General features: G+C 65.6%; 22 protein-coding genes, 1 tRNA gene and 2 pseudogenes. 17 read left to right on the top strand and 8 right to left on the bottom strand.

What is annotated here, in order from left to right:
* Window positions 1-17: 17 nt before the first annotated feature.
* Both ASD82_RS08055 and miaB read right to left on the bottom strand, forming a co-directional pair.
* The gene (locus tag ASD82_RS08055) at window positions 18-509 is read right to left on the bottom strand and encodes a GNAT family N-acetyltransferase (protein WP_056717315.1); all 492 of its coding nucleotides are present in this window, start codon (window positions 507-509) and stop codon (window positions 18-20) included.
* Window positions 506-1,849 (bottom strand): annotated as a pseudogene (gene miaB / locus ASD82_RS08050) (tRNA (N6-isopentenyl adenosine(37)-C2)-methylthiotransferase MiaB); the annotation flags it as partial. The pseudogene miaB and the gene ASD82_RS08055, both read right to left, overlap by 4 nt.
* Window positions 1,850-2,120: 271 nt before the next feature.
* Here miaB and ASD82_RS08045 point away from each other — a divergent pair.
* The gene (locus ASD82_RS08045; protein ID WP_056717313.1) at window positions 2,121-3,278 is read left to right on the top strand and encodes a lytic transglycosylase domain-containing protein; all 1,158 of its coding nucleotides are present in this window, start codon (window positions 2,121-2,123) and stop codon (window positions 3,276-3,278) included.
* Window positions 3,279-3,303: 25 nt separating this feature from the next.
* On the opposite strand, the gene ASD82_RS08040 is transcribed toward ASD82_RS08045, so the two are convergent.
* The gene (locus ASD82_RS08040; protein ID WP_056717312.1) at window positions 3,304-4,476 is read right to left on the bottom strand and encodes a trypsin-like peptidase domain-containing protein; all 1,173 of its coding nucleotides are present in this window, start codon (window positions 4,474-4,476) and stop codon (window positions 3,304-3,306) included.
* A 164-nt stretch (window positions 4,477-4,640) separates the two neighbouring features.
* Here ASD82_RS08040 and petA point away from each other — a divergent pair, with 164 nt between their 5' ends.
* The 5 genes from petA (at window position 4,641) to ASD82_RS08015 (ending at window position 8,452) form a co-directional block, all read left to right on the top strand.
* Window positions 4,641-5,246 (top strand): ubiquinol-cytochrome c reductase iron-sulfur subunit, encoded by a 606-nt coding sequence (petA, locus tag ASD82_RS08035; protein ID WP_007807968.1) that lies wholly within the window; start codon window positions 4,641-4,643, stop codon window positions 5,244-5,246.
* Window positions 5,246-6,547, top strand: coding sequence for a cytochrome bc complex cytochrome b subunit (locus ASD82_RS08030; RefSeq protein ID WP_056717311.1), 1,302 nt, complete (start codon window positions 5,246-5,248; stop codon window positions 6,545-6,547). The genes petA and ASD82_RS08030 overlap by 1 nt, the downstream gene beginning before the upstream one ends.
* 13 nt (window positions 6,548-6,560) lie before the next feature.
* Window positions 6,561-7,301 (top strand): cytochrome c1, encoded by a 741-nt coding sequence (locus tag ASD82_RS08025; RefSeq protein WP_056717310.1) that lies wholly within the window; start codon window positions 6,561-6,563, stop codon window positions 7,299-7,301.
* A 70-nt stretch (window positions 7,302-7,371) separates the two neighbouring features.
* Complete coding sequence (locus ASD82_RS08020) at window positions 7,372-8,010, top strand: glutathione S-transferase N-terminal domain-containing protein (protein WP_007807971.1); 639 nt, start codon at window positions 7,372-7,374, stop codon at window positions 8,008-8,010.
* Complete coding sequence (locus ASD82_RS08015) at window positions 7,997-8,452, top strand: ClpXP protease specificity-enhancing factor (protein ID WP_056717309.1); 456 nt, start codon at window positions 7,997-7,999, stop codon at window positions 8,450-8,452. The genes ASD82_RS08020 and ASD82_RS08015 overlap by 14 nt, the downstream gene beginning before the upstream one ends.
* 63 nt (window positions 8,453-8,515) lie before the next feature.
* Here ASD82_RS08015 and ASD82_RS08010 read toward each other — a convergent pair whose 3' ends face one another.
* The 4 genes from ASD82_RS08010 to ASD82_RS07995 all read right to left on the bottom strand — a co-directional run bounded on the left by ASD82_RS08010 (window position 8,516) and on the right by ASD82_RS07995 (window position 12,501).
* Window positions 8,516-8,902: a DUF3301 domain-containing protein gene (locus ASD82_RS08010; protein ID WP_056717308.1), complete on the bottom strand. Its 387-nt coding sequence runs from the start codon at window positions 8,900-8,902 to the stop codon at window positions 8,516-8,518.
* A 70-nt stretch (window positions 8,903-8,972) separates the two neighbouring features.
* Entirely contained in the window at window positions 8,973-9,830 is an 858-nt protein-coding gene (nadC, locus tag ASD82_RS08005) for a carboxylating nicotinate-nucleotide diphosphorylase (protein ID WP_056717307.1), read from the bottom strand.
* Window positions 9,827-12,109, bottom strand: a complete 2,283-nt coding sequence (locus ASD82_RS08000) for a DUF1631 domain-containing protein (RefSeq protein WP_056717348.1) — start codon at window positions 12,107-12,109, stop codon at window positions 9,827-9,829. The genes nadC and ASD82_RS08000 overlap by 4 nt, the downstream gene beginning before the upstream one ends.
* Window positions 12,110-12,231: 122 nt before the next feature.
* Entirely contained in the window at window positions 12,232-12,501 is a 270-nt protein-coding gene (locus tag ASD82_RS07995) for a Trm112 family protein (RefSeq protein WP_056717306.1), read from the bottom strand.
* Window positions 12,502-12,565: 64 nt separating this feature from the next.
* Here ASD82_RS07995 and purE point away from each other — a divergent pair, with 64 nt between their 5' ends.
* From purE to ASD82_RS07980, 3 genes are all read left to right on the top strand, one after another.
* Entirely contained in the window at window positions 12,566-13,069 is a 504-nt protein-coding gene (gene purE, locus ASD82_RS07990; RefSeq protein WP_056717305.1) for a 5-(carboxyamino)imidazole ribonucleotide mutase, read from the top strand.
* The gene (locus ASD82_RS07985) at window positions 13,066-14,220 is read left to right on the top strand and encodes a 5-(carboxyamino)imidazole ribonucleotide synthase (RefSeq protein WP_056717304.1); all 1,155 of its coding nucleotides are present in this window, start codon (window positions 13,066-13,068) and stop codon (window positions 14,218-14,220) included. Before purE ends, ASD82_RS07985 begins: the two co-directional genes overlap by 4 nt.
* A 156-nt stretch (window positions 14,221-14,376) precedes the next feature.
* Window positions 14,377-15,879 (top strand): SulP family inorganic anion transporter, encoded by a 1,503-nt coding sequence (locus tag ASD82_RS07980; protein ID WP_056717303.1) that lies wholly within the window; start codon window positions 14,377-14,379, stop codon window positions 15,877-15,879.
* Between the two features lie 73 nt (window positions 15,880-15,952).
* Here ASD82_RS07980 and ASD82_RS07975 read toward each other — a convergent pair whose 3' ends face one another.
* Window positions 15,953-16,531 (bottom strand): Fe-Mn family superoxide dismutase, encoded by a 579-nt coding sequence (locus ASD82_RS07975; RefSeq protein WP_007807983.1) that lies wholly within the window; start codon window positions 16,529-16,531, stop codon window positions 15,953-15,955.
* Between the two features lie 111 nt (window positions 16,532-16,642).
* On the opposite strand from ASD82_RS07975, the gene grxD reads away from it, so the two are divergent.
* From grxD to ASD82_RS07935, 8 genes and pseudogenes are all read left to right on the top strand, one after another.
* Window positions 16,643-16,966 carry a Grx4 family monothiol glutaredoxin gene (gene grxD / locus ASD82_RS07970; protein WP_056717302.1) on the top strand — a complete coding sequence of 108 codons (324 nt, stop codon included), beginning with the start codon at window positions 16,643-16,645 and terminating at the stop codon, window positions 16,964-16,966.
* The gene (locus ASD82_RS07965; protein ID WP_082585280.1) at window positions 16,963-17,733 is read left to right on the top strand and encodes an SDR family NAD(P)-dependent oxidoreductase; all 771 of its coding nucleotides are present in this window, start codon (window positions 16,963-16,965) and stop codon (window positions 17,731-17,733) included. The genes grxD and ASD82_RS07965 overlap by 4 nt, the downstream gene beginning before the upstream one ends.
* Before the next feature lie 70 nt (window positions 17,734-17,803).
* Complete coding sequence (locus ASD82_RS07960) at window positions 17,804-18,403, top strand: YhgN family NAAT transporter (RefSeq protein ID WP_056717347.1); 600 nt, start codon at window positions 17,804-17,806, stop codon at window positions 18,401-18,403.
* A 469-nt stretch (window positions 18,404-18,872) separates the two neighbouring features.
* Window positions 18,873-22,169 carry a TonB-dependent receptor gene (locus ASD82_RS07955; RefSeq protein ID WP_056717300.1) on the top strand — a complete coding sequence of 1,099 codons (3,297 nt, stop codon included), beginning with the start codon at window positions 18,873-18,875 and terminating at the stop codon, window positions 22,167-22,169.
* A 129-nt stretch (window positions 22,170-22,298) separates the two neighbouring features.
* Window positions 22,299-23,699, top strand: a complete 1,401-nt coding sequence (ppnN, locus tag ASD82_RS07950) for a nucleotide 5'-monophosphate nucleosidase PpnN (protein WP_056717299.1) — start codon at window positions 22,299-22,301, stop codon at window positions 23,697-23,699.
* Between the two features lie 71 nt (window positions 23,700-23,770).
* Window positions 23,771-23,847 (top strand) — tRNA-Asn (locus tag ASD82_RS07945).
* Between the two features lie 213 nt (window positions 23,848-24,060).
* A complete protein-coding gene (locus tag ASD82_RS07940) occupies window positions 24,061-24,822 on the top strand; it encodes a helix-turn-helix domain-containing protein (protein WP_007807994.1) in 762 nt (253 codons plus the stop codon).
* A gap of 124 nt (window positions 24,823-24,946) precedes the next feature.
* Window positions 24,947-25,288 (top strand): annotated as a pseudogene (locus ASD82_RS07935) (nitrite reductase, copper-containing); the annotation flags it as partial.

Raw genomic sequence — 25,288 nt, 5'->3', positions numbered from 1 at the left:
GCTTCGTCGCCCGCCGGCTACAGGGTTCGATGCATCACGTAGAGATCGGTGGGGCCGAGCTGCGCGTGACGGAACGCACCGGGCACCTGGCCGACGATGCTGAAGCCGTGGCGTTGCCACAGCCGCACGGCGGTGGTGTTGCTGGCCACCACGGCATTGAACTGCATCGCGCTGAAGCCGGCCTGGCGCGCCTGTTCCAGCGAGTGCTCGCACAAAGCCGACGCCACGCCCTGGCCGCGCGCTTGCGGCGCCACCATGTAGCTGCCGTTGGCCACGTGGTCGCCAGGACCCATCTGGTTGGGCGCCAGCCGGTAACAGCCTAGTGCCTGGCCGTCGCGTTCGGCCACGAAACAGCGTGCCGGAGGCGTGGTCCACATGGAGCGGGCCTGTTCGAGGGTGATGTCGCGCGGATAGGCGTAGGTATCGCCACCGGCGGCGATCGCCTGGAAGAACGGCCACACGCGCACGAACTCGTCCGCGCCGATTTCCCGGATCACCAGCTCGCTCATGACGCCAGTGCGGCGACTTCGTCGGCCAGCTTTACCCGCCCGCGCAGCGAATTGCTCATCGCCTCGGTGATCTCCACGTCGACGAACTGGCCGATCAGGCGCGGATGGCCGGGGAAGTTGACGAAGCGCATGTTCTCGGTGCGGCCGGTCAGTTCGCTGGCGTCGCGGGTGCTGGGCTTTTCGACCAGCACGCGCTGCACGCTGCCGACCATCGCCTGGCTGATCGCTTTCGCATTCGCGTTGATCGCGGCTTGCAGACGGGACAGGCGCTCATGCTTTTCACTGGCCGGCGTGTCGTCGGCGAGGTTTGCTGCCGGCGTGCCCGGACGAGAGGAGAAGATGAAGGAGAAGCTCTGGTCGAAGCCGATGTCGTCGATCAGCTTCATGGTCTTCTCGAAATCCTCGGCAGTCTCGCCGGGGAAGCCCACGATGAAATCCGACGACACGCAGATGTCCGGCCGCACCGCGCGCAGCTTGCGGATCTTCTGCTTGAACTCCAGCGCGGTGTAGCCGCGCTTCATCGCGGAGAGAATGCGGTCGGAGCCGGCCTGCACCGGCAGGTGCAGGTAGTTGGCCAGCTGCGGCACGTTGGCGTAGGCCTCGATCAGCGAGTCGGAGAACTCCAGCGGATGCGAGGTGGTGAAGCGGATGCGGCCGATGCCGTCGATCTGGGCGATCGCGTGGATCAGTACCGCCAGGTCGGCGATGCCGCCATCGAAGGTGGCGCCGCGATACGCGTTGACGTTCTGGCCGAGCAGGTTCACTTCGCGCACGCCCTGGGCGGCGAGCTTGGCCACCTCGACGATCACGTCGTCGAATGGACGGCTGAGTTCCTCGCCGCGGGTGTACGGCACCACGCAGTAGCTGCAGTATTTCGAGCAGCCTTCCATGATCGAGACGAAGGCAGTCGGGCCTTCGGCGCGTGGCTCGGGCAGGCGGTCGAACTTCTCGATCTCGGGGAAGCTGATGTCGACCTGCGGCTTGCCGCTGGCGCGTTGCTGTTCGATCAGCTGGGGCAGGCGGTGCAGGGTCTGCGGGCCGAACACCAGGTCGACGTACGGCGCGCGCTTGACGATGGCGTCGCCTTCCTGGCTCGCCACGCAGCCACCGACGCCGATCAGCACCGGCTTGCCGTCCTTCTTGTGCTGCTTCCAGCGGCCGAGCTGGCTGAACACCTTTTCCTGCGCCTTCTCGCGGATCGAGCAGGTGTTGATCAGGATCACGTCCGCCTCGGATTCGTCCTGGGTCAGCTCCATGCCGTGCGACGCCTTCAGCACGTCGGCCATCTTGGCCGAGTCGTACTCGTTCATCTGGCAACCGTGGGTCTTGATGAAGAGTTTTGGAGGCGTCGGGTTGCCGCTCATGACTGGGGATACCGTGGTTCGTGAGGCACGAGGTGCCGTCGTGTTAGCCGTGCAGTTTACCCGCGCGAGCGCCCGCCTGCCAGTAATTCGCCATGCCGGATCAAGCACTTGCGGCTTGTCGGCCGGCAGCCCGGTGCCGCCGTACGCGGTGCCGGCCACGCGTCGGCCAGGGGCCGGAACGCTGCATGGCGCACGAAATCGCCGTCGCGGACTTGGCGCTGGCGACGCATGGCGGCACACTGCGCCCATGTTCGACGTCGCAGGTCATGGGGGAAGCGTCGGTCGACTGCTCCGGGGCTTCCCATTACGCACGATCCTTTGCGGGGTCGCGCTGGCCTGCGGCCTGCTGTGGTGGCCGTCCGCCCGGGCCGGCGTGCTGTATCAATGCACCGGCGCCAACGGCGAGACGGTGTACAGCAGCAGCAAGGTCGGCTATCACGGTTGCCGCGCGATCAGCAGCTACGCTGCGCCCGCGTTCCGGCGCAAGCCGGCACCGCGGCCCCGGGTGTCGCTGACCGGGGTGTCCTCCGCGGTGACGACCTCCGCCCGCAAGCTGGTGGACGGCAGCGTGGAAGCCGCGGCGCTGACCGACGTGCATGGAACGGTCGAGACCAGCGCGACGCCGATCGGCCCCGCGCCGGCCGGCAAGGTGTCCCTGGCTTCCGTGCAGGGCTCGGTGGCCACCGCAGCGACCGCGATCGGAAGCCCCGCCGCAGCCATGTCCGGCCAGTGGAATTATCGCGAGTCACCGGCTCCCGTCGCTGCGCCGAAGGCGACCGAGCAAGCGGCTGACAAGGTGCTGCGCGGTGCGGTCTACCGCATCGTGCGGGCGGATGGCAGCGTGGAATACACCAACCTGCCCCAGGTCGGTGGCACGCGTGGCCGCGCCGTCACCATGCTGTTCACCTATATTGCCACCTGCGCCGCATGCAACCTGCATTCGACGGTGCGCTGGGGCAGCGTGGCTCTCAACCTGACCGCGTACGCGGATACGATTCGCGCCGCCAGCGTGGAGTATGGAGTCGACGAAGCGTTCCTGCGCGCGATCATCCATGCGGAGAGCGCGTTCAATCCACGCGCATTGTCCATCGCGGGCGCGCAGGGACTGATGCAGCTGATGCCCGGTACGGCGGGTGACATGGGCGTGCTGGACGCGTTCGACAGCGATCAGAACATCCGCGGCGGCGCACGTTACCTCAGCCTGCTGCTGCGTGACTTCAACGGCGACGAGCGACTGGCCGCCGCGGCCTACAACGCCGGCCCCGGTGCCGTGCAGCGCTACAACGGCGTGCCGCCGTATGCGGAGACCCAGGTCTACGTGGAGCGGGTGGGGACCTTGCGCAAGCGCTACGGCGCGGCGATCCACCAGTCACTGGCTGCGCGGGGACCGAACTCCGCGCCCTGAGCCGGAAGGTTCTCGCCGGATGCCGTCAGTCGCTGGACAGCGCGTTCGTGCCCATCGCGGGTCGTTGCGCCACGGTGGCCTCGACGTGGAACGGGCTGCCGTTGCGCAAGCCCGAGATCTCGACCTCGCTGCCCGGTTTGAGCGCCGCCTCGGAGCGGCGCAGGCTGGCCGGATCGAGGATGTCCTCGCTGCCGATGCGCAGCAGGATGTCGCGCGGCTTGATGCCGGCCACGGCGGCCGGACTGCCTGGATAGACGTTGGTGACCAGGGCGCCGCGGGCTGCCGCCGGCAAGCCGCTGTTGGCCGCGACCGGCACGAAGGCATAGTCGGCGCCGAGCCAGCCGCGCACCACGTGGCCGGTGGCGATGATCTGGTCCAGCACCTTCTTCGCGGTGGTGACCGGTATCGCGAAGCCGATGCCTTCGGCGCCGGCGGCCTTGCCGATCAGCAAGGTGTTGATGCCGACCAGCTGGCCCTCGGCGTTGACCAGGGCGCCGCCGGAATTGCCCAGGTTGATCGCCGCGTCGGTCTGGATGAAATCCTCGGCGCTGGAGCTGTTCAACTGGCGGCCGATCGCACTGACGATGCCCATGGTCACGGTCTGGTTGAGCCCGAGCGGGTTGCCGATCGCCAGCACCACGTCGCCGGGCCTCGGGTCTTCGCTGGCGATCGGGATCACCGGCGGATTGCTGGCGTCGATCTTCAGCACGGCCAGATCGGATTCCTCGTCGGCGCCGACCAGGCGGGCCTGGGCGATGCGACCGTCATACAGCAGCACCTGGATGTCGGCCGCATGGGCGATCACGTGATTGTTGGTCAGCACGTAACCCTGGGCGTTGACGATCACCCCCGAGCCCAGCGTCTGTTCCCGATGCTGGTAGGTCGTCGGCTGGCCACCGAACAACTGCTGCAGCACCGGGTTGTCGTACATCCGCACGGCCTGCTCGGTGACGATCTTGTTGGCGTAGATGTTGACCACTGAGGGCGCTGCGGCGGCCACCGCGTCGGCGTAGGAGACGGGACCGTTGCCGACCCGGGGCTGGCTGGTCGCCGGTGCGTGCGCCGGTTCGGTCAGCCCGAAGCGCGCACGCAGCCGTTCGCCGCTGCCCGGCCAGAACAGGCCGACCACGAAGGCCATGGCCAGGCCGAGAATGGCGAAGCGGGCGATGAACAGGAGCGTGCCGGCGGCATGTTTCATGTCGGAGGATGGGTCCCGGCGATCGTGGCGAGTGGTGTGGCGGCTGGACTTCGCCGTGATGCCGTTTATTGTACGGGGCAGGGCCTGACGCTACACTAACGCGATTTTTGCAGGCACCAAAACGCCTGTGTCTCAATGGCAAGCAATGTAATCCGGAGAGCCTGATGGCGAACGAAGTCGTCGATCATGGCCGCCGCCGTTTCCTGACAGCAACCACTGCGGTGGTTGGTGGTATCGGAATCGTGTCGGCGGCTGTGCCCTTCATCAAGTCGTGGGAACCCAGCGCGCGTGCCAAGGCCGCTGGCGCTCCGGTTACCCAATCGTTGGCCAAGATCGAGGCGGGGCAATTGCTGACCGTATCGTGGCGCAGCCTGCCGGTGTTCGTGCTCAACCGCACGAAGGCCCAGCTGGCGACCCTGCCGATGGTTGACTCGCGTCTGGTCGACCCCAAGTCCGACGGCGCTTCCGCCGACCAGCAGCCGAAGTACGCGCAGAACGAAGCGCGCTCGATCAAGCCGGAATGGCTGGTCATGATCGGCATCTGCACGCATCTGGGCTGCGTCCCGGACTTCGTGCCGGAGATCAAGCCCGAGCCGTTCGATCCGGAATGGAAGGGCGGTTTCTACTGCCCCTGCCACAAGTCGCGCTATGACCTGGCCGGTCGCGTGTTCCAGGGCGTTCCGGCGCCGAAGAACCTGCCGGTGCCGCCGTATCACTTCATCGATGACAGCACCATCCAGATTGGCGTGGATCCGAAGGAGGCTGGCTAATGGCCAACGTATTCACGAGAGTCGGTGACTGGGTCAACGAACGCGCACCCGGCATGGCGCCGATGTACCGCGCGCACATGACCGAGTACTACGCGCCGAACAACTTCAACCTCTGGTACTACTTCGGTTCGCTCGCCCTGCTGGTGCTGATCAACCAGATCGTCACCGGCATCTTCCTCACCATGAACTACAACCCGAGTGCGGCGGGAGCCTTCAACTCGGTCGAGTACATCATGCGTGACGTGGAGTGGGGCTGGCTGATCCGCTACATGCACTCCACCGGCGCCTCGCTGTTCTTCGTGGTGGTGTTCCTGCACATGTTCCGCGGCATCATGTACGGCTCGTACAAGAAGCCGCGCGAGCTGGTGTGGCTGCTCGGCATGCTGATCTTCCTGGTGCTGATGGCGGAAGCCTTCATGGGCTACGTGCTGCCGTGGGGCAACATGTCGTTCTGGGGCGCCAAGGTGATCATCTCGCTGTTCGGCACCATTCCCTACATCGGCAACACGCTGGTGGAATGGATCATGGGCGACTTCCTGCCCGCCGACGCCACCTTGAACCGCTTCTTCGCCCTGCACGTGATCGCGCTGCCGATCGTGCTGCTGCTGCTGGTGGTGCTGCACATCGCGGCCCTGCATGAAGTGGGTTCGAATAACCCCGATGGCGTGGAGATCAAGAAGGGTCCCAAGGGCAACCGCTGGGATGCGCTGAAGCCGGCCGACGGCATCCCGTTCCACCCGTACTACACGGTGAAGGATCTGGTTGGCGTGGGCTTCTTCCTGCTGATCGCCGCCTTCATCATCTTCTTTGCGCCGACCTTCGGCGGCTGGTTCCTCGAGCACGACAACTTCATCCCGGCGAACAACCTGGCGACCCCGTCGCACATCAAGCCGGTGTGGTACTTCACCCCGTTCTACGCGATCGTGCGCATGATCCCGTCCTTCCTCGGCTCCGCCGTGTGGGGCGTGCTGGCGATGTTCGGCGCCATCGCGGTGCTGTTCGCGCTGCCCTGGTTCGACCGCGGCAAGGTCAAGTCGATCCGCTACCGCGGCACCGGCTTCAAGGTGGCACTGGGCCTGTTCGTGGTGTCGTTCATCGCGCTGGGTGCGGTCGGCGCGGGCATCACCGCCGAAGTGATCCCGGTCTGGTTCGGCGATGTCGACGTGACGTTCTGGGAAAACCTGTTCGGTCGCCTGATGACGCTGATCTACTTCGGCTTCTTCGCATTCCTTTGGGTCTATACACACTTCGGCTGGGAAAAGACCAAGCCGGTTCCGGAACGGGTGACGACGCATGACTAAGCGGCAGCTGCTAATGAAGCGATACATCTTCCCGGTGGCGTTGGCGTTCAGTTTGATCGTCGGCAGTGCCTCGGTGCAGGCGTCGGAAGAGGGCGGCCTGCCGCCCGCCGGCACCAACGTGCAGGACCAGGCTTCGCTGCAGCGCGGTGCCAAGCTGTTCTTCAACTACTGCGTCGGCTGCCACTCGCTCAAGTACATGCGTTACGAGCGGATCGCCAGCGACCTGGGGTTGACCGAAGCCGAAGTGATGGAAAACCTCAATTTCACCGGCGCCAAGTTCGGTGAACCCGTGGTTTCCCACATGCCGGCGGACATGGCGGCCAAGTGGTTCGGCAAGGCACCGCCGGATCTTTCGCTGGAAGTGCGCGCCAAGGGCCCGGACTGGGTCAACGCGTACCTCAACTCGTTCTACCTGGACCCGAGCCGTCCGGTCGGCTGGAACAACACGGTATTCCCGAACGCATCGATGCCGTTCCCGCTGTGGGAATTGCAGGGCCTGCAGACGGCGGTGATGACCGAGGCCAAGCCGGGCGAGGACGCCAGGGTCGAGAAGCTGGTGCTGTCGCAGCCGGGCAAGCTGACGCCGGCCCAGTTCCAGCAGGCCAGTCGCGACCTGACCACGTTCCTGGAATATGCCTCCGAGCCGGCGGCGCTGGAGCGTCACCATTACGGCATCTGGGTGCTGCTGTTCCTGGCGTTCTTCACCTTGCTGGCAGCCATGCTGAAGAAGGAATACTGGAAGGACGTTCACTGAAGCCCGATGGCATCAACCGACTGCGGCGGCCACGAGCCGCCGCAGTCGTCTCACCGATGGGGAATTGCGCATGGTCCCAAGCGCTCGCTCGCGTACCGTATTGACGCTCTACACCACCGCCGATGACGTGCAATGTCATCGCGCCCGGCTGGTTCTTGCCGCCAAGGGGGTCAGCTACGAACGCGTCCTGGTTGATCCGGCACGTCCTCCCGAGGACCTGATCGACCTCAATCCCTACGCCAGCACGCCGACCCTGGTCGATCGCGACCTGACCCTGTTCGATACCTCGGTGGTCTGCGAGTACCTCGACGAACGCTACCCGCACCCCCCGCTGATGCCGATCGATCCGCAGTCGCGGGCGCGGCTGCGCGTGGCGGCCGTGCGCATCGAGAAGGACTGGCTGGTCGAGGTCGACATCATCCGTGCCGGTGGCCGGCCGGCGGACGCGGCCCGCAAGCGCCTGCGCGAGCACCTGCTGGCTTCCGTGCCGCTGTTCAAGGCGGCGAAGTTCTTCCTCAATCCCGAAATGAGCCTGGCCGATTGCCTGGTGGCGCCGGTCATCTGGCGACTGCCGTGGCTGGGCGTGGATCTGGGCAGGGAAGGCAAGCCGCTGATCGATTACGGCGAGCGGTTGTTTCACAGTCAGGGTTTTGCGCGCAGCATGACCGATCAGGAAAAGGCGATGCGGCAGGACCATGAGCAAGAATGAAGTAGTGCCAATGACGTCCAATCGGCCGTATCTGCTGCGGGCGATCTACGACTGGATCAGCGACAACGAACTGACCCCCTACATCCTGGTGGATGCGACGTTTGCCGGCGTGCGGGTGCCGCCGCAGGTGATCAAGAACGGCCAGGTCGTGCTGAACCTGGCGATGCGGGCGGTGGCGAACCTCGACCTGGGCAATGACTGGATCAGCTTCCAGGCGCGTTTCTCCGGTGTCAGCCAGTCCATCCAGATCCCGGTGCTGGCCGTGCTGGCGCTGTACGCGCAGGAGAACGGCCAGGGCATGATGTTCCCCGCCGACGAGGAGGGCGGCGACCCGCCGCCGTCCGCGCCCGAGCCGGACGACAGCACGCCGGGCACCGGCGGCGCGGAGGATGCGGGTTCCAAGCCGAAGCGCAGCGCGCCGCATCTGCGGGTGGTGAAGTAGCGCGGAGGATTCGCGGCCCCGCGCCGTCGGGCCGGCGGGCCGGCGGGCCGGCGTGACCGCCGGTCAGTGCAGGCGGTCGATCTTGCGTGGACGCAGCGGCACCACATTGTCGGTCCGGTTGGCCGGGACCTCGTGGGGCAGCAGCTCGATCACCGGGAGGCTGAGGCCGCTGAGGCTGTTTCCCAGCATCCACAGTCGGCACGGCTCGCGATCGTGGCCATCGATGCTCACCTCGAAACCGTAGCAGCGTTCGACCCGCAGCAGGCCATCGACCCGGCGCAGCCGCAGGGCGCGCAGCCCGACCGTTTCATCGAGCAGTTGCAGGCCGTGTTGCTCGCACTGGCGCCGGGCCTCCAGCACCGCCCGCTCGCGGGCAGTGCTGAGCTTAAGCCACGCGGCCACGATGGCGACAAGGCCAAGCAGCAGCAGGAGGTTGAAGACGTCGCTCATGCCTTCAGTGTGTGGGTGCCGCCGACCCAGTGCAAGCCGCCGGAGCCGATGGCCCCGGCCGGCGCTCCGGTCAGCCCAGTTGCAGGCGCAGCGACAGGTCGACGGCGTGCACGTGCTTGGTCAGCGCGCCGACCGAGATGAAGTCCACGCCGGTGCGGGCGTATTCGCCGATCGTCCCCAGGTCGACGTTGCCGGAGACCTCCAGCGCCACCCGTCCGGCGGTACGGCTCACCGCTTCATGCATGTCCGCCAGCGTGAAGTTGTCCAGCATGACGCGGTCCACGCCGGCCTCGAGGGCCAGCTCCAGCTCGTCGAGATTCTCCACCTCGATCTCCAGCAGCAGGCTGGAGTGCGAGCGGCGCGCCGCCGCGACGGCGGCGGCAATGCTGCCGGCGGCGATGATGTGGTTTTCCTTGATCAGGATCGCGTCGTACAGCCCGATGCGATGGTTGTGGCCACCGCCGCACCGCACCGCGTATTTCTGGGCGATCCGCAGGCCCGGGATGGTCTTGCGGGTATCCAGCACGCGCGTGCCGGTGCCGGCCACCGCTGCCACGTAGCTTGCGGTGAGGGTGGCGGTGGCGGAAAGCAGCTGCAGGAAGTTCAGCGCCGAACGTTCGGCGGTGACCAGCGAGCGGGCATGGCCGGAAAGCCGGCAGATCACCGTGCCCGGCGCCACGCGCTCACCATCACGGACCTGCCAGTCGATCCGCACTGCGGGGTCCATGCGGCGGAAACAGGCGTCGAACCAGGCCGTGCCGGCGATCACGGCATCGTCGCGGCAGGTCAGGACCGCATGGGCCTGGGCATCGACGGGAAGAAGGTCCGCCGTCGCGTCGCCTGCACCGAGATCCTCGGCGAGGGCACGTTCGATATCCAGGGCAATCTGATCGGCGGCAGGTGGCGTGAGCGGCGACGGCTGGGTCATTCGGTGGTGGTATCTGCGGGGGCCGGGTGGTCGGGCTGGCTGAGCTTGCCCACGATCGCGCTCATCGCCCGGTCGAACAGCGCGTTCGCGGCGAGCACGCGGGCGTGGCCATCGGTCATCAGCCCGGTCAGCTCCTGCGGCGAGTAGTCGGCCACTTTCAGGCCACGCCGGTTGACGAACAGGTAGCGGCCGCTCATCGGGCTGATCCAGGACAGCTTGGCGCGGGTCATGGCCTCGTCGGGCAGGCAGAACTCCAGCCAGGTGCCGGGTTGCAGCGCCAGCACCTGATGCCATTCCGGGCTGTCCAGCGGAACCTCGGCGACCTCTTCCTCCAGTTCGTCCTGCTGCGAATTGCGGCTTTCGACGATCGGCTGGATGTTGTCGGGGATCGCCAGCATCGCAGCGTCTTCCTCGACGGTGACGACCTCGGCCGGACCGAGCGCTTCGCCCAGTTGTTGACGGTAGTACGTGTGCAGTTGCGCCAGCAGGCGCTCCACGTCCTGTTCCTGGAACGCTACGTTGGCCAGGCCCTGCCGCAACGCCCGCTCGATGCCCGGAAGCATCTGGCGCAGCACCTGCTGGCTCTGGACATCGTGTGGCGTGCGCGTGCTGGCGATGAATTCGTCGATGAAGCGCAGGGCGCTCTTGAAGGCGGGCGAATCCTCGCCCTCGCGCAACAGGGTGAGCACCAGGTGGTTGGCCCAGGCCCGCGCCAGCACACCGTGCACCAGCGGCGGCAACTTGTTCTCGCCGATGCGGTCGAGGATCTCGCGGGCGGCGCGGCGGCGCGCCTGCTCGAGCTTTTCGCGGCCGCGGGTGGACTCGGCCACGCGCTGCTCGGCCAGTTCGGAGCGTCGCTTGTTGGCATCCTGGAACTGCTGCAGATCGACCAGCAGGCGGTCGAAGATGCCCATGTCATCGTCGAAATCGTGCAGCAACTGGTCGACGATCCATTTCACCTTGTCGTGCAGGCGCTGGTCGCGGTCGGATTCCTGCGACCAGCCCTTGGCCTGCTCGGCCAGGCAATCGAGCAGCCGCCGCGCAGGATGCTGGCGATGGGCGAACAGCTTGCGGTCGAGGATCGCCGCCTTGAGGTAGGGGATCTGCAGGCGCGCCAGCATCACCTGCATCGCGGCAGGCAGGTTGCGGTCTTCCAGGATGAATTCGAACAGCATGCCGACCAGGTCGATGGTGTCTTCATCGATGGTGGCGACGTGGCTGGGCTTCTCGCCACGCAGGGCGCCGAGCTGGGTCAGCAACTGGCCCTTCAGCTGCAGCACCTCGCGGCTCAGTTCCGCGGCATCATCCGGCTGCGCATGCGGCAGTGGACCGGCGGTCGCGATCTGGCTCTGCAGCACGCTCAATGCACCGAGCAACTCGTTGGCCGACGGCAGCGGGCCGCTGGGCAGGCTCGCCGCGCCCAGGCCGACGCCGGCGTGCGGGCGCCGCGCGCTGAACAGGGCATGCAGGGTCTGCAGCAGGTCGCTCGGAATATCGCCGGCTTCGTCGGCGCCACCGTTGGCGGAATCCGCGCCTCCGGCCAGCGCGCTCGACGCCCCCGACTTGGCGCCGCCGCGGGTGATCTCGTGGCGCAGTTGCGGCAACACGCCGGCGCGCACCAGCTCGGTGTTGATGTCCTGGTAAAGCTCTTCGAGGCAGGACAGCACGTAGCGATCGAACAGCTTGTAGATGATCAGCTTGACGCGCATGTCGGCGCTGAGTTCGTGCAGGGCCTGCCGGAAGGCTTGCGCCAGCACGGCCGGCCCCACCGGATTGCCTGCATCGTCCACCTTGTGGCCGCCGCAGATGACCGACAGCCGCTGGTTGACCGAGAACAGGTCGCGCGAAAGCCGCGATTCGTTCTTGCCGATCATGCTGGTGATTGCCAGCGATTCTTCCAGTTCGTTGTCCGCCACCAGCGAAAGTTCTACGCCACCGAGCGGCGACGGCACGTTCATCGATTCCGTCTTGGGCGGATGGGCCAGCTCGGCAATGTTGCGGCTTACCGCGCCGAGGAAGCTGCGCTCCACCGCGGGCCGGCGCTTGCGCACCTCGCGCATGCCGTCGAAATAGTGCATCTGGGTGGCATTGTTCTCGGCCTTTTCGGCCAGGTCGAACAAGGCGTCGTCGACGTGCTCGAACGCATTGCCGGTCCACTGCTGCAAGTGCTTGCCGGCGATGTTCCGCACCGCACTCAGCAATTCGCCCACGCGTTCACTGGCCGGATCCATGCGCTGGCTCAGGCTGACGACTCGGGACGTATCGGTGGCTTCATTCATCGCCAAACCCCTGGAACATGGCGTGCGGCAGGACCCACAATGGATCGCGCAGGTGCTGACGATAAGCGAAATGACGCCCCCGTGTCATGCGCGGTCCGGCGTTTCAGGCCGGTGCTGCGGCCTCAGGCCGCAGGGAAATCGGCCAGTTGCAGCGTGCCGATGCCTTCTTCGGGCAGCATGACCGGAATGCCGTCCTCGACCCGGTAGATCACCTTGCCGTCCGTGGTGATCAGGCCTTCGCTGACCCGCTGGCCCACCGCCACGCCGGCTACGGTGTCGACCTTGCCGCTGCCGATGCCCTCGTTCAGTGCCTCGAGTTCACGCTTGCTCAGGGGACGCAACGGAGTTTTGCTGACCGGGCAGCACAGAATGTCTAGCAGGCGCTTGTCCATGGTTCGCTTGGGTGTGCCGGGGTGGAGAAAGCCCGTACAATAGCCGTTTTTGGGCATTCCGGCCATGACAGGAACAAGCATGCAGCCGCGCGTCGGCGTCGTGATGGGCTCGCGCTCGGACTGGGAAACCATGCAGCACGCGGTCGACGTGCTGACCGAACTGGGCGTTGCCCATGAGGTCAGGGTGGTCTCCGCGCACCGCACGCCCGACTTGCTGTTCAGCTACGCGGAACAGGCGGCGGCTCGCGGCATCCAGGTGGTGGTCGCCGGCGCCGGTGGCGCCGCCCATCTGCCAGGCATGCTGGCGGCCAAGACCCGCCTGCCGGTATTCGGCGTGCCGGTGCAGTCGAAGGCACTCAACGGCATGGATTCCCTGCTGTCGATCGCCCAGATGCCGGCCGGCATCCCGGTTGGAACGCTGGCCATCGGTCGCGCCGGCGCGGTGAACGCAGGCCTGCTGGCGGCGGCGGTGCTGGCGCTGCACGATCCTTCCCTGGCGACGGCGCTGGAGAACTGGCGGCAGCGCCAGACCCAGGCCGTGCTGGAACAGCCGGACCCGCGCCAATGAGCGAACGGCAGCAGCCCGTACTGGGCGTACTCGGTGGTGGCCAGCTGGCGCGCATGCTGGCCTTGGCGGCGGCGCCGCTGGGAGTGAAGTCGCTGGTGGTGGACAGCGCGGCCGATGCCTGCGCAGGCCAGGTCGCGCCGCTGGTGGTGGCCGACTGGACCGACTACGCGGCGCTGGAGAAGTTTGCCGCGCAGGTGGATGTGGTGACTTTCGATTTCGAGAACGTGCCTGCCGAAACCGCGCACTGGCTGGCCGAGCGCGTGGCGGTGTTTCCCGCGCCACAGGCGCTGGCAGTGGCGCAGGATCGACTGGCGGAGAAAACCCTGTTCCGCGAATGCGGTTTGCCCACGCCCGATTTCATGACGGTGGACACCCGTGAGCAGCTGGACCAGGCCCTGGCCCGGGTCGGCGCGCCGGCCATCCTGAAAACGCGGCGGCTCGGCTATGACGGCAAGGGCCAGTTCCGCTTGCGTGAGGCAGCCGATGCCGACGCGGCCTGGGCGGCGCTCGGCGCACAGGCACCGGCCCATGGACTGATCCTCGAGGCCTTCGTGCCGTTCGAGCGCGAGCTGTCGGTGCTTGCCGTGCGCGGCCGCGACGGTGACTTCCGCACCTGGCCGCTGACCCGCAACTGGCATGTCGACGGCGTGCTGTCGATGAGCCTGGCGCCGGCGCCGGACATCGACGTGCTGCAGGGGCGCGCCACCGAACTGGCCCGCATCCTGGCCGAACGGCTGGGTTATGTGGGGGTGTTCGCGCTGGAGCTGTTCGTCAGGGATGGCGAGTTGCTCGGCAACGAAATGGCGCCGCGGGTACACAACTCCGGGCACTGGACGATCGAGGGCGCCCGCACCAGCCAGTTCGAGAACCACGTGCGGGCCGTGCTCGGCATGCCGCTGGGGGATACCGGTGCGCGCGGCGTGTCGGCGATGTTCAACTGGATCGGTGAGTTGCCCGAGCCGGTCGGCGTGCTGGGGACCCTCGACGCGCATTGGCACGATTACGGCAAGCAGGCACGACCCGGACGCAAGGTGGGACACGCCACCGTATGCGCCGACGAGGCGGCCGTGCTGGCCACGCGGCTGGCGGACATGGCGGACGCGATGGGACGTCAGGCGCAGGCGCGTCCGACCATCGAGGCGTTGTCCTAAAGCCGCAGTCCGAAACCTGGCGGCCTGGCCGAACGCCCACGCCGGCCAGACATGTCATTCGCCTTCTTCCCGATATTCCCGCGGCCCGACGGCACGGCGGATTGCCGGCCCGAGCCACGTGCGCCGTCGGGGCCATTCATCATTCCAGGAACCCCCATGTCCCTTTCGCTCGCCCAGGCGAAGAGCAACACGCTGTCCGGTCTCACCGTGGCCTTCGCGCTGGTGCCCGAGGCGATCGCCTTTGCGGTGATCGCCCACGTCAATCCGCTGACGGGCTTGTATGCGGCCTTCATGATGTGCCTGATCACTGCAGTGCTGGGTGGCCGGCCCGGAATGATTTCCGGAGCCACCGGTGCGATCGCGGTGGTGGTCGTGGCGCTGGTGGTGCAGCACGGCGTGCAATATCTGTTTGCCGCCGTGGTGCTGATGGGCCTGCTGCAGTTGCTGTTCGGTGCGCTGCGGCTGGGCAAGTTCATCCGCATGGTGCCGCACCCGGTGATGCTGGGCTTCGTCAACGGCCTGGCGATCGTGATCTTCCTGGCCCAGATGCCGCACTTCCAGCAGCATGGCCAGTGGATTGCGGGTCACACCCTGTGGGTGATGCTCGGCCTGGTCGCGATGGCGATCGTGATCATCTACCTGCTGCCGCGGCTGACCCGGGCAGTGCCTTCGGCGCTGGTGGCGATCCTGGCGGTTGCGGTGCTGACCAATGCCTTCGGCATCGAAACCCGCACGGTGGGCGATCTCGCGTCGATCAGGGGCGGCTTGCCCAGCTTTCACCTTCCCGATGTGCCATGGAATGCCGACACGCTGCGCATCGTGTTTCCGTACGCGCTGATCATGGCCATGGTCGGGCTGATCGAGTCGTTGCTGACCCTGAACCTGATCGATGAGATGACCGATACCCGCGGCAAGCCGAACCGTGAATGCCTGGCGCAGGGCACGGCGAACGTGGTGACCGGCTTGTTCGGCGGCATGGGCGGCTGCGCCATGATCGGGCAGAGCATGATCAACGTCGGTGCCGGCGCGACGCATCGCCTGTCCGGCATCGTCGCCGGGCTGGGCCTGCTCAGTTTCATCCTGTTCGGCTCGGCGCTGATCGAACGGATTCCCCTGGCGGCCCTGATCGGGGTGATGTTCGTGGTGTCGGCGAAGACCTTCGCCTGGGGCAGCGTGCGCGTGCTGGGCAAGGTGCCGCGCGCGGATGCGCTGGTGATCGTGGCGGTCACCGTGGTGACCATCTTCACCGACCTGGCGCTGGCGGTGCTGCTGGGCGTGGTGATCTCGGCGCTGGTATTCGCCTGGCAGCACGCGAGCCAGATCGAGGTGGACACGCACACCGATGCGCAAGGCCGCCGCATCTACGAGCTGAAGGGCACGCTTTTCTTCGCCTCGACCCGCAATTTCCAGAACCTGTTCAATCCCAAAGATGACCCGCAGCAGGTGATCGTGGAATTCGGCCGGGCCAGGGTGATGGATCACTCCGCCATCGAGGCCATCGATACGCTGGCCGAGCGCTATCAGAAGCTCGGCAAACGACTGCAGCTGCGCCACCTGAGTCCGGATTGCGCCGAGTTGCTGCTGAAGGCGGGCGGCATGATCGAATCGAACGCCGCCGAAGACCCGCACTACCACTTGGCCGATGATCGGCTCGGTTGATCGGGGTTTCGCGCAGGCATGAAAAAAGCGGAGCCGCTGGCGGCCCCGCTTCCCGTTTTCAGATGGCCGGACTTCAGGCGAGGTTCTTTGCCGCGAAGTCCCAGTTCACCAGGTTCCAGAACGCTTCCAGATACTTCGGGCGGGCGTTGCGGTAGTCGATGTAATAGGCGTGTTCCCATACGTCGGCGGTGAACAGCGGCTTGTCGGTGCCGGTGATCGGCGTGGCCGCGTTCGAGGTGTTGACGATGCCCAGCGAACCGTCCTGTCGCTGCACCAGCCAGGTCCAGCCGGAGCCGAAGTTGCCGGCGGCGGACTTGCTGAATTCTTCCTTGAACTTGTCGACCGAGCCGAACGCCTTGTTGATCGCGTCAGCGAGCTTGCCGCCGGGTTCGCCGCCACCTTTCGGGCTCATCGAGTTCCAGTAGAAGGTGTGGTTCCAGATCTGGGCGGCATTGTTGAACACGCCACCGGACGACTTGCGGATGATGTCCTCGAGCGGTGCGTCGGCAAACTCGGTGCCTTCGATCAGCTTGTTGAGGTTGGTCACGTAGGCCTGGTGATGCTTGCCGTAGTGGAAGTCCAGCGTTTCAGCGGAAATGTGCGGCTCCAGCGCGTTCTTTTCGTACGGAAGCGGGGGAAGTTCGATCGCCATGTTGAGGCTCCTTGACGTTGGCTGGGAAAAAGGTCGGCGCAGCGGACGGCAGCCGACGGCTGGCTGATACAATAGCGCTCTGCCTGCATTGTAAAGATGAATCACCGAACTATGGACATCAACGAGCAAATCAGGGCGATGCTGGCCGCGCATCCCATCGTGCTTTTCATGAAAGGCACGCCGGAGTTTCCGATGTGCGGCTTTTCGTGTCGCGCCGCGAAGGCGTTGACCGAAGCCGGCGCGGTGTTCCAGGCCGTGAACGTGTTGGCCGATCCGCGCATCCGCGCCGCGTTGCCGCACTTTTCCAACTGGCCCACGTTTCCGCAGTTGTTCATCCAGGGCGAGCTGATCGGTGGTTGCGACATCATCGAGGAGCTGAAGGCTGCCGGCGAGCTGTCGCGCATGGCCAGCGACGTTGCCGGAGTCGCACTTTGAGCATGCTGCCTTTTTCTCGCCTGCCCGATGACTGGCAGCCCGCCAGCGATATCCTGGCCGGCCGCGTGGTGCTGGTCACCGGCGCCTACGGTGGCCTCGGCGGGGCGGTGTCGCGGGCCGCGGCGCGTGCGGGCGCCACCGTCGTCATCACCGGCAAGCGCAAGCGCCAGCTCGAGCAACTCTACGACGCGATGCTCGCCGAAGGCCTGGCCGAGCCGGTGATCCACCCGCTGGACATGGAAGTGGCCACGCCGAAGGACTATGCCGCGCTGGCCGAAGGGCTGGAGCGCGACTTCGGTCGCCTCGACGGCATCGTGCACGCCGCCGTGAGTTTCGGCGGCCTCACGCCGATCACCATGCACAAGCCGGACGCCTGGCTGCGCGCGATGCATGTCAACGCCAACGCACCGTTCGCGCTGACCCAGGCCTGCCTGCCGCTGCTGACCCAGGCCGATGACAGTGCCGTGGTGTTCGTGCTGGACGACCCCGAGTTGCTGCAGCGCGCGCACTGGGGCGGTTACGGCGCATCGAAGGCGGCGCTGGAGCGTTTCGCGGCGATCCTCCACGAGGAAACCGACACCGGCCCGCTGCGGGTGCATGCCCTGTTGCCGGCGCCAATGCGCACGGCGCTGCGGCAGCTGGCTTACTTCGGCGAAGACCTGCTGCAGCGACCGTTGCCAGATGCCACCGCCGCCGCGGCGATTCACCTGCTGGGCGCGCGGGGCGCCCCGGCGCGCGGCACGATACTGGACCTGCGGGCCGGCTGATCGGCAGCAGGTCCTCCGAAAGGGCGCCACACCGGCGTCGATCAAACATGGAGTCGAGATGGAAGCGCAGATGACCACCTTGTCCGCGGGCATCCTGCTGTTCCTGATCATGGACCCGCTGGGCAATATCCCGCTGTTCCTCAGCCTGCTGAAGGACGTGCCGCCCAAGCGCCGCCGCCACGTGATGGTGCGCGAGCTGCTGATCGCGCTGGGCGTGTTGCTGGCCTTCCTGTTCGGCGGCCAGTACATCCTGCATCTTCTGCAGCTCAGGCAGGAGTCGATCAGCATCGCCGGCGGCATCGTGCTGTTCCTGATCGGCATCCGCATGGTGTTCCCGCCCGCTGATGGCGGCGGCATCTTCGGCAAATCCGGTGGCGGCGAGCCGTTCATCGTGCCGATGGCGATACCTGGCGTTGCCGGCCCCTCGGCGATGGCGGCGCTGCTGCTGCTGACCAACACCCAGCCCGGTCGCACCGCCGACTGGGTGCTGGCCCTGCTGCTGGCATGGCTCGCCACCGCGCTGATCCTGCTCAGCTCGACCTACCTGTTCCGCTGGCTCGGCGAGAGCGTGCTGACGGCGCTGGAGCGCGTGATGGGCATGCTGCTGATCGCGCTTTCGGTGCAGATGTTCATGGCCGGCGTGGCCTCGTTCCTGCACGCGAGCACCTGAGCTTTCGCCCCTGCCGCAAGTTGTTTCGGCGCGGCAACGCGGTCGCGAGGATTTCGCGAAATCGACATCCGGCTGGTGTGCGCCAAACCGCGGCAAACATTCTCCGTTCGGTATAGGCGCGTCCCTGGATAAGGTGTCGCACGACGGCCATGGCGATCCCGGGAAGGCTCGCCATGTGACTGATTTGAAAAGCTTCGTGCTCGCGTTTGGGGGAGGGGTTCGCCGCGCCGGGGTGACGTGTAAACGTTACAAAAATGTCATACAATGTCGTTACAATCATTTAACAAAGCCGCGGGCGGGTTGGTCCAGCGTGCTGGAGTTCTTGCGGTTCGTGCTGCTTTTGGAACCGCGCAAATCAATTGGGGTTGCAGATCGTGTCGATGTTGCCTGGCCTGCGCCGGGCGGAGCCACGCTTTTGACCTTCAAACCTGAGTTTCCTTTTCGTTGCGAGCCTGAGGGTCGATCAAGAATGAATAACCGAATTCGCACCAAACTCCTTCCGTTTGCCATTGCCTCGTTGCTGGCAGCGTCGGTGCCTGCCATGGCGCAGGACACCTCTTCCTCGATCAGCGGCCGCGTGCTCGACGCCAACGGCCAGCCGGTCGCCGGCGCCACCGTGCAGATCGTGCATGAGCCCTCAGGCACCACCAAGATCACCACCACCGGTCCGGATGGCCGTTATTCCTCGCAGGGTCTGCGCGTGGGCGGTCCGTTCGACGTGACCGTCTCCAAGGCCGGCATGGCGCAGGCGGAACAGGACAACGTCTATCTGCAGCTGGCTCAGGAAACCCCGGTCAATCTGACGATGGGCGGCGCCAGTGAGCAGGCAGCCACCAACCTCAGCGGCGTCACCGTTTCGGCCAACTCGCTGGCCCAGACTTTTTCGGCTGACAACAAGGGCATCTCTACCAACGTGTCGAGCCGCGAAATCGAAGCGACCCCGACGCCGGACCGCTCGATCCAGAACATCGTGCGCCTCGATCCGCGCATCGTGGTCACCGACCGCGCCGCCGGTTCGTTCTCGGCCATCGGCCAGAACAGCCGCTACAACAACATCACCGTCGATTCGGTCAGCGCCAACGATCCGTTCGGCCTGAATGCGAACGGCCTGCCGACCCTGTCCACGCCGATTTCGCAGGACACGATCGAGGAATACAACATCTCCACCGCGAACTATGACGTGGCGACCCGCCGCGGCGTGGGCGCCGTGGTCAATGCGGTGACCAAGAGCGGCACCAACGATTTCCACGGCTCGGTCTACTACGTATTCCAGAACCAGAACATGATCGGCAAGAACGAGGCCGACGCCAAGTTCAATGGCTTCGATCGCCAGTGGACCGGCGGCGCCACCGTCGGTGGCCCGATCATCAAGGACAAGCTGTTCTTCTTCATCTCGGCCGAGAAGAGCAAGCAGATCGGTTCGGGCAGCCCCTACGGTGCGGAAGGCAGCGGCGCCAGCGTCATCGTGGACGGGCTCACCCCGGACATGATCCAGCAGGTGCGCGACATTGCCGCCAGCAAGTACGGCATCACCGACATCGGCTCCGCGGGCGGTGGCAACACCGACCTGGAAGACAAGCGCTACCTGGGCAAGATCGACTGGAACATCAGCGACAGCCATCGTGCCAGCTTCACCTTCAGCCAGACCAAGGAAAGCAAGCCGACCATCGGCGGCAGCAGCAGCAAGCTGGTGCTGTCCAGCGGCTGGTACAACTCCGATACCAAGAACACCAGCTACGCGCTGCATTTCTACGACGACTGGTCCGATTCGTTCTCGACCGACACCACCATCTCGTACGCGAAGTTCCACAAGGGCAGCAATCCAGTGGCGGGCGGCGCCCTGCCGGACATCACCATCTATCCGGTCGGTTTCAGCGACGGCGCGCAGGTGGAATTCGGCACCAACTATTCGTACCAGGCCAACATCCTGGACGTGAAGACGCTGAACGCCGCCTGGGCGGGCACGTACTACGCGGGTGACCACACCATCAAGGGCGGCTTCGACTACGAGCGCGACACGACCTACAACCTGTTCCTGCAGAACTATTTCGGCAGCTACACGTTCGAGGACGGCAACGGCCTGAGCGGTCTTGAGAACTTCGCGAATGGCGACTATTACCAGTACCGCTACAGCCGCCCGGCCGATGGCCTGAGCCTGAATGACGTTGCCGCCAACTTTGAGCTCAAGCAGTGGGGCGTGTTCCTGCAGGACACCTGGCAGGTCACCAACAACCTGTCGGTCCAGTACGGCATCCGCGTCGACATCCCGCTGATGAGCGACAAGCCGATCTACAACCCGCTGTTCGCTGCGGCGCCGGGCACCAATCCGGTGACCGGTGCTGCCACCGGCGGCTTTGGTCGTACCAACCAGACCACGATCAACGGCAACCGCGTGGTGCAGCCGCGCCTGTCGTTCAACTACAACTTCGACACCGAGCGTCTGACCCAGTTGCGTGGTGGCGCGGGCCTGTTCATCTCCAACCCGCCAGGCGTGTGGATCGGCAACATCTTCTCCAACTCGGGTGCGACGCAGACCCAGTTCAACTGTGGCCCGACGCAGAGGGCTCCCTGCAATACGAATCTGCCGGCGTTCAGCCCGGATGCGCACAACCAGAACGACGGCGTGGTCGGTTCGGGTCAGCAGACGGTCAACACCGTCTCGCCGGGCTTCCGCCTGCCGAGCGTGTGGAAGTTCAGCGTGGGCATGGACAAGGAGCTGCCGTGGTGGGGCCTGGTCGCCACGGCCGACTACCAGCACATCAAGGTGCGTGACGCGATCTACTATCAGAACATGAACATCGGTGCTCCCACCGGTGTGCTGCCGGATGGTCGCTTCACCTACTACAAGAACCCGACCAAGGATCCGCGTTCGTCGGGTCAGCAGTCGCGTTACCTCGCCAATGGCGCCTTCTCCGACGGCACCATCAACCTGGCCAACAGCAGCCGCGGCAGTGCGGACAGCCTGGCGCTGTCGTTGAAGAAGCCGTTCTCGACCGACTGGTCGGGCATGGTGGGCTTCACCTGGAGCCGCGCCACGGAAGTGAACCCGGGTACCAGCAGCGTCGCCCGTTCGAACTACGTCAACAACTACGTGTTCAACCCGAACGAGGACAAGGCGAGCCCGTCGAACTACTCGATCCCGCGCCGCGTGATCGCCGGCCTGAACTGGCAGCATCGATTCTTCGGCGATTACGCCACCAGCGCCAGCGTGTTCTATGACGGCCACAATGCCTCGCCGTACAGCTGGACCTTTGGCAACGATGCCAATGGTGACGGCTTCAGCAACGACCTGGTATTCATCCCGAACCCGGGCCAGGTGTCGTTCCGCACCGGTACCGATCCGGCGCTGATCCAGCAGTTCTACGACTACATCAAGGGGAACGACTACCTGAAGGATCATCAGGGCGGCCCCGCCGGCCGCAATGGCGATCATGCAGGCTGGCTCAACCAGATCGACCTGAGCTTCAGTCAGGAAATTCCTGGCCTGTTCAAGGGCAACAAGGGCAAGATCAAGCTCGACGTCTACAACTTCACCAACCTGCTGAACAAGCACTGGGGTATCGAGAAGCGCGCCAACTTCCCGGGCTACCGCAACCTGGCTGACTTCTACGGCGTGGATGCCGACGGCAAGTACATCTACGACATCTCCGGCTCCAAGTACCTCCACGATGGCAGCTACAGCCCGGAGCAGGTGCCGACCTCGACCTTCCCGAGCGATCTGGCTCAGCGTTGGGCGGTGCAGCTGACGGTGAAGTACACGTTCTGATTCGGTCCCGGGTCTGAAACGCAACCGGCGCCCGCGAGGGCGCCGGTTTTTTTATGCTTGACCATATCGTGGTTCACGCAGGAAGCTAACAGGTCGGCCGCGATGGAGCGGCCATGGAGAAGCAATCGAATGAATGACACCTACAAGGGCGCGCCAGCCAGAACCGGCGTCGTGAGCGCCCGCATTTCGCCGATCGGTGGCCTGGACGTGCTCTCGCGCCATGAAGTGGCGCGCCTGCGCGGTGCCAGCGGCTCCGGTCTGCACGCACTGCTGCGGCGCTGTGCGCTGGCGGTGCTGACCTCCGGCAACATCAGCGACGACCCGCGGGCGATCCTCGAGCAGTACCCCGATTTCGACATCCAGGTGCTGCAGCAGGATCGCGGCATGAAGATCGAGCTGACCAACGCGCCGGCGCAGGCCTTCGTGGACGGCCAGATCATCCGCGGCATCAACGAATTGCTGGTCGCGGTGGTGCGTGACATCGTCTACGTGTCGACCCAACTGGAGCAGGTCGGCTTCGACCTGGACGAATCCGCAGGGCTGACCCAGGGCGTGTTCGAGATCCTGCGCAACGCGCGCATCCTGAAGCCGCAGGTGGATCCGAACCTGGTGGTGTGCTGGGGTGGCCACTCGATCTCGCGCGAGGAATACGACTACACCAAGCTGGTCGGTTACCAGCTCGGCCTGCGCGGACTGGACATCTGCACCGGCTGCGGCCCGGGCGCGATGAAGGGGCCGATGAAGGGCGCCACGATCTCGCACGCGAAGCAGCGCCGCCGGCACAACCGCTACATCGGGATCACCGAGCCGGGCATCATCGCGGCCGAATCGCCGAACCCGATCGTCAACCACCTGGTGATCATGCCGGACATCGAGAAGCGGCTGGAGGCCTTCGTGCGCCTCGGGCACGGCATCATCGTGTTCCCCGGTGGCGTCGGCACCGCCGAGGAAATCCTCTACCTGCTGGGCATCCTGCTGCACCCGGACAATGCCGGCACGCCCTTCCCGCTGATCTTCACCGGGCCGCGCCAGTCGGCCGCCTATTTCGAGCAGATCGACCGTTTCCTGCGGCTGAGCCTGGGCGACGAGGTTGCGCAGCACTACCAGATCATCGTGGACGATCCGCAGGAAGTGGCGCGCACCATGATCAAGGGCCTGGACAAGGTGCGTCACAACCGGCTCGACACCAAGGATGCGTTCTTCTTCAACTGGGCGCTGCAGATTCCGCTGGAATTCCAGCAACCGTTCCGGCCCACCCACGAGGCGATGCGCGCGCTGCAGATCCGGCATGGCCGGCCGTTGCACGAGCTCGCCGCGGACCTTCGCCGCGCGTTTTCCGGCATCGTCGCGGGCAACGTGAAGGAGGAGGGCGTGCAGGCGATCGAGAAGAACGGGCCGTTCGACATCGACGGCGATGCCGACATCATGCGTGCGCTGGACAAGCTGTTGCAGGCCTTCGTGGCACAGCACCGCATGAAGCTTCCCGGCGGCAGCGCGTACGAGCCGTGCTACCGGGTGCTCGGTGCCTGAAGAAAAAGTGGCAGGAATCGCCGGTGATGTCTTGACAGCCAGCGGCCTGCTCAGCAAACTACGCAGCTCACGCCCGAATAGCTCAGCTGGTTAGAGCACTTGACTGTTAATCAGGGGGTCGTTGGTTCGAGTCCAACTTCGGGCGCCAAATGCAAACAGGGGTCGGCAGTGATGCTGGCCCCTGTTCTTTTTGCGGAACGCAAACCGGCGCGCCGCCGGGGCAGTGCGACGACATGACCGGCGGGCCGGGCCGCAGAGGCGGTCGGCATTGCGTATCATCGCGGGGTATTCGCAGCGCGCCGGTGGCGATATGCCGACATCAGCGCGCCTGGTCCGATTCGCGCGATTTGCAAGGTCTCCCATGCGCCGCAACAACCCGGCAGGCCGCCTGCCCGAGCCACCGAATCCGATTGCCGACGACGGCGACGAAACCCATTTCTGTCGCACCTGCGCGTTTTCCGGCGCCTGCATTGCCGAAGGCTATGGCAAGCCCGAGCTGCTGGAACTCCATTGCCTGGTCGAGCACGTCGGGCCGTTTCATGCCGGCGAGCACGTCTTCCGCACCGGCGATCCGTTCCGCTCCATCTTTGCGGTGCGTGCCGGCACGGTGAAGACCAGCATGGTCGACGCCGAGGGCCACGAGCAGGTGCTGGGCTTCTATCTGCCGGGTGAGGTGATCGGCCTCAATGCGATCTATCCGGACCACTTCCCCTGCGATGCGGTGGCGCTGGACACCGCCTACTTCTGCCGCTTCTCGTTCCCCGCGATGAGCGCGCTGGCCACGCGCATGCCGGCGGTGCAGCAGCGCCTGTTCAGCCTGATCAGCAAGGAGCTGGGCATGGCCACCCTGCTGGCCGGCGATCACAACGCCGACGCGCGCATGGCGGCGTTCCTCACCGATCTTGCGCGGCGTTACGAGGAGCGGGGCTTCTCCGGCACGCGCTTCCACCTGAGCATGTCGCGCGGCGACATCGCCAACTATCTGCGCCTGGCCGCGGAAACCGTGAGTCGCGTGCTCAGCCGTTTCCGCCAGCAGGAACTGATCGAACTGGAAGGTCGCGAGCTGGTGTTGCGTGATCCCGAGCGCCTGCAACAGCTCGGCAGGAACCTGCTTCCGCGCTGAGCGATTTTCGGTGCCTGTGGCGGCTTGACGCACGCGCAGTTTTCCATCGACAAAGATGACTTGCGTCAAGCGCGGTTTTCGACGCCTCCCTACGATTTCGTCCAGAAACCACAGGGAGAAACCCATGTCACGTTCGTTGTTACTCGTTCTTGCCGCGGCGGGTGCGTTGACGCTGGCCGGCTGTTCGGGCAAGTCGTCTTCGGTGTCGCCGGTGGGGGAGGTGGCCGCCAGCCCGGCCGCGATCGCCGCCACCCACGGCGACTTCGGCCCGCCCCAGGGCGAGCCGATCCACGCGGTGCTGACCAGCCCGCCGCACGTGCCGCCACCGCTGAAGCGCAACTACCCGGCGAAGGTCATCGTCGAGCTGGAAGTGGTCGAGAAGGAGATGCCGATTTCCGAAGGTGTCAGCTACACCTTCTGGACCTTCGGCGGCACCGTGCCGGGCAGCTTCATCCGGGTGCGCCAG

It is taken from the genome of Rhodanobacter sp. Root179 (assembly GCF_001428465.1).
Taxonomy (GTDB): domain Bacteria; phylum Pseudomonadota; class Gammaproteobacteria; order Xanthomonadales; family Rhodanobacteraceae; genus Rhodanobacter.
This window is presented reverse-complemented; position numbering and strand designations above follow the sequence as displayed.